Consider the following 13,240-nt stretch of genomic DNA (forward strand, 5'->3'; position numbering starts at 1 on the left):
TATATGAGATCTAGATGGAAAGCACCTTTTTGTGATTATTATATTTTCAAATTATTGAAAAAGCATAAAAATTCTGGCGAAAATGCAAGTATGATGAAAGTGCGCAGCAGATCTTCTACTATTCTTGTAGATTTTGTTGGATATGTTTTTTATGTTTATAATGGGATCAGATATGTGCCTGTTAAGGTGACTGCAAATATGGTGGGTATGAAATTTGGTGAATTTTCGCCTACTCGTAAATTTGGTGGTCATGCTGGTAATAAAAAAGCTGTTAAAAGATAAAATTATATTTGTGTTTTGTATTATGTCTCTTGAAATTAAATCTAAAAAAGAATCATCTTCTTTAGAAATTGTTGCTTCTTGTGCTAAGGTTAAGTCCAGCGTTAGAAAGATTAATATGGTTGCAGATACTATTAGATTAAAAAAAATAGATGATGCTGTATTAGCTTTAGTTTTTTCAAAAAAGAAGGTTTCTTTATTTTTGCATAAATTATTGATGTCTGCGGTTGCTAATGCGCAACATAATTATGGAATTTCTATAGATGATTTATATATCGATCATATTTATGTTGGGCAAGCATCTTTTTTAAAAAGATTTTCTCCTCGTGCTAAAGGTAGAGTTAATAAGATAGTTAAGTATTATTCAAATATTAAGTTAATTTTGAAAGTTGTTACTTGATAATATTATGTTAGATGTTTTATATATTTGAATTATAAAGAGGTGATTGTTTATGGGACATAAAGTTAATCCATTGATTATGAGGGCTAATTCGCTCAGTGATGGAAGATCCGTTTGGTATGCTGAGGGAGATTTATACGTAATCAATTTGATGGAAGATTATTCATTGCGCAAACTTTTAGCAAAAAAATTGCATTATGCTTATGTAGAAAAAATTATTATTAAGAGAAATAAAAGTGACATAAATGTTGTAATATTTACTTCTAGGCCAGGATTGGTTATAGGTCAAAAAGGACAAGATATAGAAAAATTAAAAAAAATTATTTTTTCTCATATAGGTAAAGTTGTTGAAATTGATGTTGTTGAAGTTAAAAATTCTTATTGTAGTGCTTCTCTTATTGCGCAAAGTATTTCTTATCAATTAGAAAAAAGATTTTCTTTTAGGCGTGCTATGAAAAAGGCGATTAATAACACAATTAATACTTTTGGAATTAAAGGGGTCAAGATTAGATGTGCGGGTAGATTAGGAGGTGTAGATATTGCGAGAGCTGAATGGTATGTAGAGGGTTCTGTACCGTTGCATCGCTTAAAAGCAGATATAGATTATTCTGCGACTGAAGCGAATACTTCTTATGGTAAGATAGGAATAAAAGTTTGGCTATATAAAGGTGATGTGGATTCTTCTATTAAAAATAAGTGATTTTTGTATTTTATAAAAAAATGGTTTGTGTAAAATGTTAACACCTTCGAGGAGTAAATTTAAAAAAAGTTTTAAAGGGCGCATGAGGTCTTTATCTTTTAAAGGAGAAAAGGTTTGTTTTGGTGATTATGGTTTGAAATCTCTTGGAACAGCTAGATTATCTCCTAATCAATTAGAATCTGCTAGAAGGGTTTTGGTTAAGCATTTGGGAAAAGGTGCAAAGTTATTTTTACGTATTTTTCCAGATATTCCAGTTTCTAAAAAACCTACTGATGTTAGAATGGGAAAAGGTAAGGGATCAGTTGATAGATATATTTTTAGAGTTTCTCCTGGTAGAATTTTGTTTGAGATATCGGGTAGTAATTATGATGATGTGGTTAAAATTTTGGATAAATTTTCAGCAAAATTAAGTGTTAAGTGCAAGATAACTTGTTATGAAGAGGTTTGAAGTTTATGTTAAATGATCGTGATTTGGGAAAAAAGATTGAAATGAAAGATGTATTATTTTTTTCACGTTCTGAACTTTTTGTTTTATTGAAACAATTAAGAAAAGAGTTGATGCGTATTAATTTAAAAAAAACTCAGGATAAATCTTTTGATTTTATGAAAATAAAAAATATAAAGATTTCTATTGCTAGAGTATTGACTGTTATTAATTCTTTATAATGTGTTAGTTTTTGATAGAGGTTTTTATAAATGTCATCTACTATGATTGGTACTGTTGTTAATGCTATTAATGAAAAAACTGTTTTGGTTGTTGTTAATAGAAGATTTTTACATCCTTTATATAAAAAATTTATAAATAAGAATCGGAAATATTTAGTTCACGATGAAAAAAAATTTTTTAAAAAGGGTGATGTTGTAAAAATTGTTCCTAGTAAGCCTTTTTCTTCTAGGAAAACATATTCTGTTGTTTATGAATGATTTTGTTTTTATTTTATAAATTGTTATGATAATTGCTGGAACTGTTTTGAAAGTTGCGGATAATTCTGGAGCTAAAGAAGTTATTTGTATTGGTTTGTTAAAAAATTATAGGGTTGCAAGTATAGGAGATACTATAGTTATTTCTGTTAGAAAAATTGCTCCTGGATCTACAAAAATTTCTAAAGGTAATGTTTATCGTGCTGTTGTTGTTAGAGTTAAAAAGAAAATATTTATGGATGATGGGACTGAGTTGTCTTTTAATGATAATGCTATTGTAATTTTAGGTGATAATGGTGATATAATTGGTAGTAGAGTTTTTGGCCCTATTCCTAGAAGTTTGAAAAGACATGGATTTTCTAAAATAGTTTCTTTAGCATTTGAGGTATTGTAGTATGGTAGCTAAAATTATTTCTAATGACATTGTTTATATTACTACAGGTGATGATAAGGGAAAAATTGGTAAAGTTCTTCAAGTTATTTATGATAAATGCAAAAATAAAAAGCGTCGTCCTAAAAGAGTTGTTGTTTCCGGAATTGGAATGAAACATATCTTTAATAAGAATAAAAGAGAAAAATTGAGCTCTGCTGGTAAATCTTTTAAACAAGAAAGATCTATAGATATTTCTAATGTTATGTTTTGGGATGAAGATAGTAAATCTTTTGGTAGATTGAGGATAAATAATGAAAAAAAACGTGTTTTTATTCCTAGTGGTAAATTAATAAGTGATGTTATTTGATTTTTATTTTTGATTATGTTGCAAAATATTTTTTCTGATTCTGTGCAAAAAGATTTAATGTCTTTTATGAAAATAAGCAATCCTATGATTGTTCCATCCATAAAATTCATTTCTGTTAACATGGGTGTGGGTTCTAAAGCTGTTCAAGATGCAAAAATAATTGATTATGCACTTGAATGTTTATCTATCATAACGGGACAAAAACCAGTGGTGACATTTGCTAAAAAATCCATCTCTTCTTTTAAAATAAGGCAAGGTATGCCTTTAGGATGTAAAGTTACTTTGAGAAATAAAAAATTAATAAATAATTTTTTTATTAAAACTCTTATTGCTATGTCTAGGAGTAGAGATTTTTTAGGATTGAAATCTGGACAATTTGATGGATCTGGAAATTGTTCTTTTGGATTTCGTGATCATACAATTTTTCCTGGTATTGATTATGATACTTCTAGTGTCATGTTAGGCATGGATATTAATATTGTTACCACAGCTTTAAATGATTCGATAGCTTTTGATTTTTTGAGTTATTTAGGGTTGCCTTTTATTAGGCGTGATTGATTATTTTATATTTTTTATATTATTATGGCTAAAAAATCTGTTATAGCAAGAAACAGTAAAAGAAAAAAGATGGCAATTGATGAAAAATCTTTGATTGCTATAAAGAGAAAAAAGTTAGTTGAAGAGAGAAAAAAAATTAGAGTAGAATTGGCTGCTTCTTCTGTAGATAAAGATAATTCTTTTTATGTACGTCAGGCTATGCTTCTTCAATTTAAATTATCAAAATTGAAAAGAGATAGTTCTAGAGTTAGATATCGTAGAAGGTGTAATATCGATGGTAGACCTAGAGGAGTATATAGAGACTTTGGTATTTCTCGTGTAAGAATTAGAGATTTTGCGGGTAATTGTTTGTTACCTGGTATTGTTAAATGCTAATGTTTTGTAAAGGTTTGTGATGTCTTATAATTATGTTTTATCTGATTCTTTAATTAGGTTGAAAAATGCTCAAATGGCTGGTCTTTTAACTACGGATGTTGTGTATTCGAAATTAATGATTTCGGTATTTGATCTTCTAAAAAAAGAAGGTTTTATATCTGATTTTGTAATTAAAGAAGTTCGTAAAGGTGTTAATTTCATCGAAGTTTTTTTAAAATATTCTAGTTCTCATAAAGGAGTGATAGAGGAGATAAAAATTTTCTCTAAGCCTGGTAGAAGGGTATATTTTAAACATTCTGATAAATTAAAATATTTTGATGGTCTTGGATTATTAGTTCTATCTACTTCCAAAGGTATTGTAACTGATATGGATGCTACGGATATGTTGATAGGCGGAGAATTATTGTTTGGTATATATTGATGTCTAGATTAGGTAAGAATCCAATTTTAGTTCCTAAGGGAGTGAATGTTGTTTTTGGTGATAAATCTGTTGAGATTAGTTGTGGAGAGAAAAATGTAAGTGTTCCGTTTGATTTTAGTAAACTTTCTGCTGATTTTATTGACGGTTTTATTCATGTTTCTCCTTCAAGTGAATTCGATATAAAAGATAAATTTATTTGGGGAACAACGAGAGCTAATCTAAATAATGCGATTTTGGGTATAGTTAAGCCTTTTGAAGTAGAATTAAAAATTCAGGGTGTTGGTTATAAATCATCCATTGTCGATAATTTTTTGATTTTATCACTTGGTTATAGCCATGATATTTTGTATGAAATTCCTACTGATTTAGATATATCTATAAAGTGTGTAAGAAATATTATTACTATTTTTGGAAAAACTAAATCGTTGGTGCATGATATAGCAGAAAGAATATGTAATTTTCGTAAATATGATCCTTACAAAGGAAAAGGTGTTATTTCTGATCATCCTAAATATAAGATTAAAAAATCTGCTAATAAGAAATAGAATTTTGAGGTATTATTGTGTTGTCAGCTTTAGATAAAAAGAATCGTAGAAGAGAAAGAAATCATAAAAGATATAATAAAAATTCTTCTTGTGGATTAAAATTGGTAATTAATCGTTCAAATAAGCATTTTTATGCTCAAATTGTTGATATGCAAAAATTAGGAAAAGTTATTTTTTCATCTTCCACTTTAAGTAAAGATTTTGTTCGTGATAACTCTTATTTAAATAAAGTTCGTGTTGAAAAATTTGCCAAATTTTTTGTAGAAAATTTGCCAAATGATTACAGAGGTAAAAAAGTTGTATTTGATAAAAGTGAGAGTACTTATTGTGATACAGTAAGCACCTTTGCTGATATTGTTAGAGAATGTCTTGATTTTTAAATTTTATGGTATTTATGAAACGCGCAGATTCAAAATCAGTTGATTTTATTGAAATAATTGCTGAAGTTAGAAAAGTAACTAGAACCACAAAAGGTGGGAGAATTTTTTCTTTTCGTGTTACTGTTATTATTGGAGATGGCCGTGGGGGGGTAGGTTATGGAATAGCTGCTCATAGTGAAGTTATTGAAGCTAAACAGAAAGCCATTAATCAAGCAAAGAGACGCATGAAAAAAATTTCTTTAAGAGAAAATAGAACTGTGCATCATACTATATTCTCCAAATATGGCGCGAGTAAAATTTTTATGCGCTCTGCAAAGCCCGGTAGTGGTATTATAGCTGGGAGTACATCTAGAAAAATATGCGAAGCTGTAGGATTGCAAGATGTGGTGGTAAAATCTTATGGATCATCGGCACCTCATCTGGTTGCTATGAATATGATTCGTGCTTTTGAAATGATTAGCTCTCCTAAAGATATTGCGAAAAAAAGAGCTAAAAGAGTTTCTGAAATTGTAAAAAATAGATTGATTGTATAAATAAAGTAAATATAGGTTATGAAGATGCGTTATTTATCGAAAAAAATTGTTGATTCTACTAAACGTTTAGGTAGAGGTAGAAGTTCAGGACTTGGTAAAACTAGTGGAAGGGGTCATAAGGGTCAAAAATCTCGTGCTGGTTATAGTTCTAGATTTTTTGAAGGAGGGCAGATGAATTTTATTAAATCTGTTCCTAAAAGAGGTTTTGTTAACAGGCGTTACGGAAAAATATGTTATCAAATTGTTAATATTGGAGATTTATACAAATTGCAAGATGCTTTGTTATCTGATGATAAAAATAATATTGATCAAGATTTTGTTATTACCAAAGATATTATGCTCAAATTTGGTTTAATAAATTCTAAGAAAAAAGTAGATCTATCTAAAACAATGATTAAGATTTTAGGAAATGGTATGATTCCTCATAAAAAAATTAAATTTGAATCAGATTTTATGTCTAATTTTGTTAAAGAAAATATTAGTTAATTTTATAGTCTATTATTGTGAAAGCAGTTGTTTTTGTTAATAAAAGAATTTCTTGGTTTTGATTGCTATGTCTTTTATGTTTAAGTATAGAGATTTAAGAAATAGGTTATTCTTCACTTTTTTGGTTTTAGTTTTTTATCGATTTGGTAGTTTTTTACCTTTGCCTGGTATTAATTCTGCTTTTTTATCTAATTTTTTTACTTCTGAGAAAATTGGATTTTTTAGTATTTTTAATACTTTTTCAGGAGGATCTTTGGGTAGGATGAGCATTTTCTCTTTAAGTGTGATGCCTTATATAGTTTCTTCTATTCTTATTCAATTTTTTCTTGCTATTTTTAAAGATGATGTTGGATCTGGAAATTTTGAAAAAAGGAAAATTAGTTTTTATTCAAGAATTTTGACAATTTTTATATGCATAATACAATCTATTATATTGATATTAAGCATTTATAGATTTATTGGAGGAGAAAATTTGGTTTTGGATTCAGGATTGTTTTTTTGCATTTTAGCAATTTTTACCTTGACTTCTGGAACAATGATTTTAATTTGGTTGGGTGATCAAATCAATTGTTTCGGTATCGGTAACGGTATTTCGATTATAATATTTACTGGTATAGTAGCTGAAATGCCAAATGCATTTGGTTCTGCTGTTGATTATTTTGATTCTAGATTTTTAGGAATACTTGTTGCGTTATTCGTTTTTGTTATTGTGTTGTCTTTTGTTATTTTTTTTGAAAAATCCGTTAGAAAAATTTTGATTAGATACCCTAGAAGGCAAGTTGGAAAAAAATTATATAATTCTGTGGATTCTTTTATTCCCATTAAGATAAATTTGGCTGGATTAATTCCTGCAATATTTGCAGGATCTTTTCTTATGTTACCAGTAAGTTTGGTAAATTTGACAAAAGATTCTAGCATTTTTGCTGTAATATCCAATTATTTTTATGTCGGAAGTTCATTATATTTGATATTTTATTTCTTTTTGATAATATTTTTATGCTTTTTTTATAAGAGTTTTATATTTGATCCCAAAGAAATTGCTGAAATGATGAAATCTTCAGGTGCTGTAGTACCTGGTATTAGGCCTGGAAAATATACTTCGGAATATATAAATGATGTATCTTTTTATCTTACTGTCATTGGTTCTATATATCTTGCAATTTTATGTGTTTTACCAGAAGCTATAAGGTCTTTTTATAATTTCCCCTTTGCTCTAGGTGGTACTAGTATCTTGATAGTAGTGAGTGTTATTTTAGATTTAATGTCGCAGATTCAATCATATTTATTTTCTTCTAAATACGATAGTGTTATTCAAAATGTTAATTTGTGGGATAGAAGTCGGTAAATATTGTTTTAGTATAATTTTTCATTATGAATTTGTTAATATTTGGACCCCCTGGTTCTGGAAAAGGGACACAGTCTGTTAGATTATCCAATCTATATAATTTATTTATGCTAGATACTGGAAATATATTACGTTCTTCAGAGTTTTATAACAGGGTATCTGACTCTATGGATAAGGGGATATTATTGTCTGATGATATAGTTATTGATGTAGTAATTAATAAGATTTTAAAATTTTCTAGTGGTTTTATATTGGATGGTTTTCCAAGAAGTGTTAAACAAGCAAAAGCTTTGTTTGTTGATTATAACAGAGATATAAAGATAGATTATATTTTTATTCTCCATGTTGAAAAAAGTTTAATCCTTGATAGATTATTGCATCGTAAAATTTGTAGTAATTGTGGATCTACTACCTGTGATAAGAAGAGTATTTGTGCTGTGTGCTCTTCGTCTAATTTTATCAGGAGAAATGATGATAATGAGGAAGTTATAAGAAATAGAATTGCACAATATGATAATAATTATCGTTCTATTTTACCCTATTTTTCATCTAATGAAGTAATAAATATTGATGGCAATAATCATCCAGATATTGTTTTTCAAGAAATTTGTACTTATTTGTCCAAAGAAACTTGAATTTTTTAGTATTTAATTTTATCATTCTTTTCTGAAGCATAGTTTATATTTGTTTGTGTTTATTTTTAGTTAAAATGAGTCGTTTTTTTGGAGTTTATATACCTGATGAGAAGGCATTAGTTATATCTTTGACAGCTATATATGGTATAGGTAGAAGTAGGGCTAGATCTATTTGTGATTCTTTGAAGCTGAATCATGCGATTAAGTTGAAAGATCTTTCTGATTTAAAAATGAAAGAATTACAAGATTTTATAGCTTCTAATTATGAAATAGAAGGTGATTTACGTCGTAGGGTATTTAATAATATCAAAAACTTGATTGCAATAGGATCCTATAGGGGTACTAGGCACTCAAAACATCTTCCTATAAAAGGTCGTACTCATAGTAATGCTAGAACTCGTAAAGTTGGTCCTAAAGTGGCAGTTGTTGGTAAGAAAAAAGTATAGATATATATATATTGTTATTTTTGTTTTAATTATTTTTTAATTATGATTTCTCGGAATAAGAAAGGAAATAGGTTTATTAGCAATCGTATAAAAAGGGTTGTAAATCACGCTATACTGCATATAAATGCAACTAGAAATAATGTACACATGACAGTTACAGATTTACAAGGCAATACTATATATTGGCGCACTACTAGATGTTGTGGATTTTTAGGTGCTAAAAGAACAACTGCTTATGCCTCACAGTATACGACCCAATATGTTATAAAACATATAAAGAGCACTTTTGACACTAAGATAATTAGTGTTAAATTTAAGGGGCATTTTTTACCTAGAGATGCAGCACTTAAAAGCATTCAAGCTTTTGGAATGCCTGTAGCTTGGTTGCAAGATTCATCATCTCAACCTCATGGTGGTGTGAGACCAAGAAAGAAGCGTAGTATCTAGGCGAATTGTTTTATAATATGTTATTGGTATTGAGTTATGAGTAAGGATTTTGGGGATGTTGTTCTTGTTGAAAATTGGTCTAGTTTGATAGTGCCTAGTTCTATGAAGGTTGAAAATGTTTCTGGTAGAAGATCTGTGATAATTTTTGAACCTTTGGAAAGTGGTTTTGGAATAACTTTAGGAAATTCATTAAGACGTGTGATGCTATCTTCTTTGCAGGGTGCTGCTGTTACAATGATAAAAATAAAAGGTGTTTTGCATCAATTTTCTAAATTTCCTGGTGTATCAGAGGATGTTAACGATATTATACAGAATCTAAAAAATCTTTCTTTTTCTGTTAAAAGTAGTGCTTCAAAGAAGGAAGTATTGCGTCTTTTTTCTAATATTCCTGGACCTGTTACTGGATCTAATGTACAATCTGGTGATGTTTTTGAGGTAATCAATAAAGAAGATTCATATATATGCTTTTTGAATGACGGCTTTATATGTGATATTGAACTTACTGTAGAAGTGAATAGAGGTTATATTCCTGCTATAAAAAAACGTGATATACATGCTACATTTGATAATGTCATTCCTGTTGATAGTAGTCATTCGCCTGTTGTGAAGGTTAGTTTCGATGTTCAAAATAGTAGGGTTGGCAATGTTACTGACTATGATAAGTTAGTTATGGATGTTGAGACAGACGGTTCTATATCACCTGATAAAGCGGTTTCATTATCTGCTAAAATATTACAGGAACAATTCAGACCTTTCATAAATTTTGAAGAATCTTCCATTTCCGATGATGATAAGTTGGGAATAGAAGTTGTTGATTTTGATCCTATTATGTTTTGCCGTATTGATGATTTAGATTTATCAGTTCGCTCTTTTAATTGTTTGAAGACAGCGGGAATTGTATATGTTGGAGATTTAATGTCTCATTCTGAACAAGAATTGATGAAAATGCCTAATTTTGGCAAAAAATCTCTTAACGAGATTAAAGATGCATTACTTGAAAAATCTTTAATTCTCGGTAAAAAGATAACTAATTGGAGACCAAAAAATATTGAAGAGTATGTGAAAAAATACTATGAAGATAAATAAAATATAAATTTTTAATATAAGAGAAAATATATACTATGAGACATGGGTGTAGATTAAAAAAACTGAATTGTAGTTCTAGTCATAGAAAAGCTTTATTGGTTAATCAATGTGTATCTTTAGTGAAACATGGTCAAATTAGGACTACTCTTGCGAAAGCGAAAACTGTCAGACCTTTTACGGAGCGTATTGTAACTTTAGCTAAGAAGGGTTCGTTGCATAATAGAAGAATTGCATTATCTAGATTATTTAATAATAAAGAAGTTATCTCTATTCTATTTAATGAATTTGCTTTAAGATATTCTGAAAGAAATGGAGGATATTTGAGGATAATTAAAGATGGTTATAGAAAAGGTGATTGTGCGCCAATGGCCATTATACAGTTTGTTTAAAAATGTTCTTTTTGTATATTAGGTAAGTTTTACAGTTATAATAGTGATTATTTTTGTATTATTTGTTCTTTTAGTTGTTGAATTTGATACTGTTACCTCTTGTATATAGAGTCTTTTTTCCTTTTTATCTGTTATTAGTATGATATTATCTAAAATTTTGCTAATCTCATTTATCTGTTGAATGCATTCTCTATAATTTTCAGATTCAAAATATAATATGAGGTGCATTTCGCTTTTGTCCATTTTTTGTATTTTGAGATTTTTTATTTGTAATTTTTTTAAGCTTTTATTTATTTCATAAACAATTTCATCTGTTTTGATGTTAATTTCCTTTTTTATTATTTTGGAATTTAGTGTTTTTATATTATCTTCTATTTTTAGATTTTGTTTTTTCATATTGGATGTTTTCTCCATGTCTTTTGCTGTCTTATTTATGATGATAAAAATATTTAAAATTGATATAATATACAACGTTATAATTAACGTATAGTAAAATTTTTTAAGAATCATCATTAAATTTTAAGTATAATAAGTTTTTATTATATTCTATTTCTACTTCATCTGTTCCATATAATTGCAATATGGAATATTTTAAATCCTCAATATTTATATTTTTATTAATTTTTAGTGCTAAAATAGTCGATTGATTGTCTTTTTTGAGATTAATGAAATTTATTTCATGAGCATATATTATTCTTTCTAAGAGCATTAATATTGCTGGTAAATTGGAATGAAATGGTAGTTGTTTTTTTAATATGATTTTATTTTCGCTCTGCATTGAGTGCAAAATTTTTTGATATTGTTGCTTCATATTTTGATATTTTTTTATATTATTATTTACTTCGATTTCAGTTTGTATTTTTTGAAAATTTATCATTTCATGTAAGTTAATTGATATAGTACTTAGTAATACAGTTATGATTATGATGCTTACGTATGTACTCTGATATCGTTTATTTTTTTGTATCTGTTCAATTTTATTTGTTAAAATAAGGTGTTTGGTATTTAATTTATATTCTATTAATAAAAATATTAATTCTTTTATGGATTTAACATATTTTATTTGAGGAAAAAATAGCACAGATGTTTGCTCAAATGTTATACATTTTATTTTATTTCGGAAAAAAATTTTATCTCTGTGCAAAAAAATAGCAAAAAATTCACCATTATCTATTTTTAACTCATATAATATACTGTCTAGTTCATTTTCAATAATTCTACTTAACAATGCGTTAGGAGTGTTAATTGATATTGTTATGGTATAGTCACTTATAATTTTTTTTTTATGACGAATGACGAATGATATTATATTTTTTGTTATTTTAAATATTGTAATTTGCCAATCGTATTTTACACTTTCTTTTTCAAAAATTTTATCATGTAAATTTATCATCTCTAATGATGCAATCAGACATCCTTTTAAGCTATTTTTTAATGCATATAGCGTTTGATGTATTATTAAAGGTATTTTTTCATCTATAAAGTGATATTTTTTTTTCAAATATCCAGAATTTTTTTCTATTAAATTTCTACCTATCTGGATATCTTGTGAATCTAATATTATATAAGATGCATTATAATTTATGTTTCTTAATAGATCGAACATTATATAGGAGATATTATTTGGATCGATTATATTGTAGAATGATTTTTCTATATCATTTTTTTTTCTGCTTTTATATACTGAAATAGCTTCTTTATTCACGAATATTGCAGTATTGCGTTCCATAATAATTTTGGTGTTTATATTTATATAATTATTATGTGTTTTATTTATTAATATAAACATATTTTATAAGACTATTATTTTTATGATGAAGAGAATTTCGATTGTTCTTTTTTTGGTATTTGCTATATTAGCACTTTTTATATTTATGAGAGTGGAAAAAAGCACAGAAGATGACATTAAGAGTGTTGAGACATTTGATCTATATAGATATGTTGGCATGTGGTATGTATTGGCTTATCCTGAGGGAGCAAATATTTTTAAATCAGATTCTTTAAGCTATGATATAATTGATGATGAAGAGAATTGTTTGTTAGAAAAAAACAGTCAAGGAGAGAGGGTAGCTAAACTATGTTTTGTTGATCACAAAATGAAAGATGGTTCCTTAGTGAGAAGAACAACAAAAAATAACAGGCAATATAAAATAATATCTATAGATCAAGGATATAACGTTGCTATTATAGTGCTTAATAATGATAAAAATAAAGTCATTATTCTATCTAGAAACAATGAGATTTCAAAAGAAGATTTAGGTAACATGATTAAACCTATCTTTGAAGAATTGGAAATGGATGTTAATTTATCTTAATTATATTATTTCAGAAATGTTTTTATGAATCAAACATTTCTTAGATGAATTATAGAAATGCACGCTTATAGGTAAAATTTTACTGTTTTGCTATTACCGCATTTGGTTCATAATTTTAAGAATTAATAAGAGGATCAATCATTTCTTTTGAAAGTTTATCAAATTTTAGGTAAAGAAAGAAGTATGACAAATTTCAATGTATACTTCTTAACTTTCATACATAAGATAGATCAGCATCT

General features: G+C 27.6%; 24 protein-coding genes. 22 read left to right on the forward strand and 2 right to left on the reverse strand.

Features of this window, described 5'->3' with window-relative positions; translation table 11 throughout:
* The first annotated feature begins 3 nt into the window (after nucleotides 1-3).
* The 21 genes from rpsS (at nucleotide 4) to rplQ (ending at nucleotide 10,686) form a co-directional block, all read left to right on the forward strand.
* Nucleotides 4-282, forward strand: coding sequence for a 30S ribosomal protein S19 (gene rpsS, locus GUI12_02280; protein ID UAT42971.1), 279 nt, complete (start codon nucleotides 4-6; stop codon nucleotides 280-282).
* Between the two features lie 22 nt (nucleotides 283-304).
* Entirely contained in the window at nucleotides 305-679 is a 375-nt protein-coding gene (gene rplV, locus GUI12_02285) for a 50S ribosomal protein L22 (GenBank protein ID UAT42972.1), read from the forward strand.
* A 52-nt stretch (nucleotides 680-731) separates the two neighbouring features.
* Entirely contained in the window at nucleotides 732-1,379 is a 648-nt protein-coding gene (gene rpsC, locus GUI12_02290) for a 30S ribosomal protein S3 (protein UAT42973.1), read from the forward strand.
* 34 nt (nucleotides 1,380-1,413) lie between these two features.
* A complete protein-coding gene (gene rplP, locus GUI12_02295) occupies nucleotides 1,414-1,827 on the forward strand; it encodes a 50S ribosomal protein L16 (protein UAT42974.1) in 414 nt (137 codons plus the stop codon).
* Between the two features lie 5 nt (nucleotides 1,828-1,832).
* Complete coding sequence (gene rpmC / locus GUI12_02300) at nucleotides 1,833-2,045, forward strand: 50S ribosomal protein L29 (protein ID UAT42975.1); 213 nt, start codon at nucleotides 1,833-1,835, stop codon at nucleotides 2,043-2,045.
* Nucleotides 2,046-2,075: 30 nt separating this feature from the next.
* Complete coding sequence (gene rpsQ, locus GUI12_02305) at nucleotides 2,076-2,303, forward strand: 30S ribosomal protein S17 (protein UAT42976.1); 228 nt, start codon at nucleotides 2,076-2,078, stop codon at nucleotides 2,301-2,303.
* Between the two features lie 25 nt (nucleotides 2,304-2,328).
* Nucleotides 2,329-2,694 carry a 50S ribosomal protein L14 gene (gene rplN / locus GUI12_02310; GenBank protein UAT42977.1) on the forward strand — a complete coding sequence of 122 codons (366 nt, stop codon included), beginning with the start codon at nucleotides 2,329-2,331 and terminating at the stop codon, nucleotides 2,692-2,694.
* Nucleotide 2,695: 1 nt separating this feature from the next.
* Complete coding sequence (rplX, locus tag GUI12_02315) at nucleotides 2,696-3,040, forward strand: 50S ribosomal protein L24 (GenBank protein UAT42978.1); 345 nt, start codon at nucleotides 2,696-2,698, stop codon at nucleotides 3,038-3,040.
* A 15-nt stretch (nucleotides 3,041-3,055) separates the two neighbouring features.
* Nucleotides 3,056-3,598, forward strand: a complete 543-nt coding sequence (gene rplE / locus GUI12_02320) for a 50S ribosomal protein L5 (GenBank protein UAT42979.1) — start codon at nucleotides 3,056-3,058, stop codon at nucleotides 3,596-3,598.
* 21 nt (nucleotides 3,599-3,619) lie between these two features.
* On the forward strand, nucleotides 3,620-3,973 hold the full coding sequence (gene rpsN / locus GUI12_02325; protein ID UAT43443.1) for a 30S ribosomal protein S14: 354 nt from the start codon (nucleotides 3,620-3,622) through the stop codon (nucleotides 3,971-3,973).
* 19 nt (nucleotides 3,974-3,992) lie between these two features.
* On the forward strand, nucleotides 3,993-4,394 hold the full coding sequence (gene rpsH / locus GUI12_02330; GenBank protein UAT42980.1) for a 30S ribosomal protein S8: 402 nt from the start codon (nucleotides 3,993-3,995) through the stop codon (nucleotides 4,392-4,394).
* Nucleotides 4,394-4,939, forward strand: a complete 546-nt coding sequence (gene rplF / locus GUI12_02335) for a 50S ribosomal protein L6 (GenBank protein UAT42981.1) — start codon at nucleotides 4,394-4,396, stop codon at nucleotides 4,937-4,939. Before rpsH ends, rplF begins: the two co-directional genes overlap by 1 nt.
* 17 nt (nucleotides 4,940-4,956) lie before the next feature.
* Nucleotides 4,957-5,319 (forward strand): 50S ribosomal protein L18, encoded by a 363-nt coding sequence (locus tag GUI12_02340; protein UAT42982.1) that lies wholly within the window; start codon nucleotides 4,957-4,959, stop codon nucleotides 5,317-5,319.
* A 5-nt stretch (nucleotides 5,320-5,324) separates the two neighbouring features.
* Nucleotides 5,325-5,852 carry a 30S ribosomal protein S5 gene (gene rpsE / locus GUI12_02345; GenBank protein ID UAT42983.1) on the forward strand — a complete coding sequence of 176 codons (528 nt, stop codon included), beginning with the start codon at nucleotides 5,325-5,327 and terminating at the stop codon, nucleotides 5,850-5,852.
* A 24-nt stretch (nucleotides 5,853-5,876) separates the two neighbouring features.
* Complete coding sequence (rplO, locus tag GUI12_02350; GenBank protein ID UAT42984.1) at nucleotides 5,877-6,338, forward strand: 50S ribosomal protein L15; 462 nt, start codon at nucleotides 5,877-5,879, stop codon at nucleotides 6,336-6,338.
* 76 nt (nucleotides 6,339-6,414) lie between these two features.
* Entirely contained in the window at nucleotides 6,415-7,683 is a 1,269-nt protein-coding gene (gene secY, locus GUI12_02355; GenBank protein UAT42985.1) for a preprotein translocase subunit SecY, read from the forward strand.
* Between the two features lie 26 nt (nucleotides 7,684-7,709).
* Nucleotides 7,710-8,318 carry an AAA family ATPase gene (locus GUI12_02360; GenBank protein ID UAT42986.1) on the forward strand — a complete coding sequence of 203 codons (609 nt, stop codon included), beginning with the start codon at nucleotides 7,710-7,712 and terminating at the stop codon, nucleotides 8,316-8,318.
* Nucleotides 8,319-8,392: 74 nt separating this feature from the next.
* Nucleotides 8,393-8,764, forward strand: a complete 372-nt coding sequence (gene rpsM / locus GUI12_02365) for a 30S ribosomal protein S13 (GenBank protein ID UAT42987.1) — start codon at nucleotides 8,393-8,395, stop codon at nucleotides 8,762-8,764.
* A 42-nt stretch (nucleotides 8,765-8,806) separates the two neighbouring features.
* Complete coding sequence (gene rpsK / locus GUI12_02370; GenBank protein UAT42988.1) at nucleotides 8,807-9,211, forward strand: 30S ribosomal protein S11; 405 nt, start codon at nucleotides 8,807-8,809, stop codon at nucleotides 9,209-9,211.
* 36 nt (nucleotides 9,212-9,247) lie between these two features.
* Nucleotides 9,248-10,297 (forward strand): DNA-directed RNA polymerase subunit alpha, encoded by a 1,050-nt coding sequence (locus tag GUI12_02375; protein ID UAT42989.1) that lies wholly within the window; start codon nucleotides 9,248-9,250, stop codon nucleotides 10,295-10,297.
* Between the two features lie 35 nt (nucleotides 10,298-10,332).
* Entirely contained in the window at nucleotides 10,333-10,686 is a 354-nt protein-coding gene (rplQ, locus tag GUI12_02380; protein UAT42990.1) for a 50S ribosomal protein L17, read from the forward strand.
* Nucleotides 10,687-10,704: 18 nt separating this feature from the next.
* Here rplQ and GUI12_02385 read toward each other — a convergent pair whose 3' ends face one another.
* Nucleotides 10,705-11,082, reverse strand: a complete 378-nt coding sequence (locus GUI12_02385) for a hypothetical protein (protein ID UAT42991.1) — start codon at nucleotides 11,080-11,082, stop codon at nucleotides 10,705-10,707.
* 103 nt (nucleotides 11,083-11,185) lie between these two features.
* Complete coding sequence (locus tag GUI12_02390; GenBank protein UAT42992.1) at nucleotides 11,186-12,475, reverse strand: hypothetical protein; 1,290 nt, start codon at nucleotides 12,473-12,475, stop codon at nucleotides 11,186-11,188.
* Between the two features lie 22 nt (nucleotides 12,476-12,497).
* Between GUI12_02390 and GUI12_02395 the strand changes: the two genes are divergently transcribed.
* Nucleotides 12,498-13,001 carry a hypothetical protein gene (locus tag GUI12_02395; GenBank protein ID UAT42993.1) on the forward strand — a complete coding sequence of 168 codons (504 nt, stop codon included), beginning with the start codon at nucleotides 12,498-12,500 and terminating at the stop codon, nucleotides 12,999-13,001.
* Nucleotides 13,002-13,240: the final 239 nt, after the last annotated feature.

It is taken from the genome of Anaplasmataceae bacterium AB001_6 (genome assembly GCA_020002265.1).
Classification (GTDB): domain Bacteria; phylum Pseudomonadota; class Alphaproteobacteria; order Rickettsiales; family Anaplasmataceae; genus AB001-6.

Bases quoted from the DNA above. Each gene is read 5' to 3' on its own strand.
- rpsS (UAT42971.1), top strand. From the start codon at position 4: ATGAGATCTAGATGGAAAGCACCTTTTTGTGATTATTATATTTTCAAA.
- rplV (UAT42972.1), top strand. From the start codon at position 305: ATGTCTCTTGAAATTAAATCTAAAAAAGAATCATCTTCTTTAGAAATT.
- rpsC (UAT42973.1), top strand. From the start codon at position 732: ATGGGACATAAAGTTAATCCATTGATTATGAGGGCTAATTCGCTCAGT.
- rplP (UAT42974.1), top strand. From the start codon at position 1,414: ATGTTAACACCTTCGAGGAGTAAATTTAAAAAAAGTTTTAAAGGGCGC.
- rpmC (UAT42975.1), top strand. From the start codon at position 1,833: ATGTTAAATGATCGTGATTTGGGAAAAAAGATTGAAATGAAAGATGTA.
- rpsQ (UAT42976.1), top strand. From the start codon at position 2,076: ATGTCATCTACTATGATTGGTACTGTTGTTAATGCTATTAATGAAAAA.
- rplN (UAT42977.1), top strand. From the start codon at position 2,329: ATGATAATTGCTGGAACTGTTTTGAAAGTTGCGGATAATTCTGGAGCT.
- rplX (UAT42978.1), top strand. From the start codon at position 2,696: ATGGTAGCTAAAATTATTTCTAATGACATTGTTTATATTACTACAGGT.
- rplE (UAT42979.1), top strand. From the start codon at position 3,056: ATGTTGCAAAATATTTTTTCTGATTCTGTGCAAAAAGATTTAATGTCT.
- rpsH (UAT42980.1), top strand. From the start codon at position 3,993: ATGTCTTATAATTATGTTTTATCTGATTCTTTAATTAGGTTGAAAAAT.
- rplF (UAT42981.1), top strand. From the start codon at position 4,394: ATGTCTAGATTAGGTAAGAATCCAATTTTAGTTCCTAAGGGAGTGAAT.
- rpsE (UAT42983.1), top strand. From the start codon at position 5,325: ATGGTATTTATGAAACGCGCAGATTCAAAATCAGTTGATTTTATTGAA.
- rplO (UAT42984.1), top strand. From the start codon at position 5,877: ATGCGTTATTTATCGAAAAAAATTGTTGATTCTACTAAACGTTTAGGT.
- secY (UAT42985.1), top strand. From the start codon at position 6,415: ATGTTTAAGTATAGAGATTTAAGAAATAGGTTATTCTTCACTTTTTTG.
- GUI12_02360 (UAT42986.1), top strand. From the start codon at position 7,710: ATGAATTTGTTAATATTTGGACCCCCTGGTTCTGGAAAAGGGACACAG.
- rpsM (UAT42987.1), top strand. From the start codon at position 8,393: ATGAGTCGTTTTTTTGGAGTTTATATACCTGATGAGAAGGCATTAGTT.
- rpsK (UAT42988.1), top strand. From the start codon at position 8,807: ATGATTTCTCGGAATAAGAAAGGAAATAGGTTTATTAGCAATCGTATA.
- GUI12_02375 (UAT42989.1), top strand. From the start codon at position 9,248: ATGAGTAAGGATTTTGGGGATGTTGTTCTTGTTGAAAATTGGTCTAGT.
- rplQ (UAT42990.1), top strand. From the start codon at position 10,333: ATGAGACATGGGTGTAGATTAAAAAAACTGAATTGTAGTTCTAGTCAT.
- GUI12_02385 (UAT42991.1), bottom strand. From the start codon at position 11,082: ATGAAAAAACAAAATCTAAAAATAGAAGATAATATAAAAACACTAAAT.
- GUI12_02390 (UAT42992.1), bottom strand. From the start codon at position 12,475: ATGTTTATATTAATAAATAAAACACATAATAATTATATAAATATAAAC.
- GUI12_02395 (UAT42993.1), top strand. From the start codon at position 12,498: ATGATGAAGAGAATTTCGATTGTTCTTTTTTTGGTATTTGCTATATTA.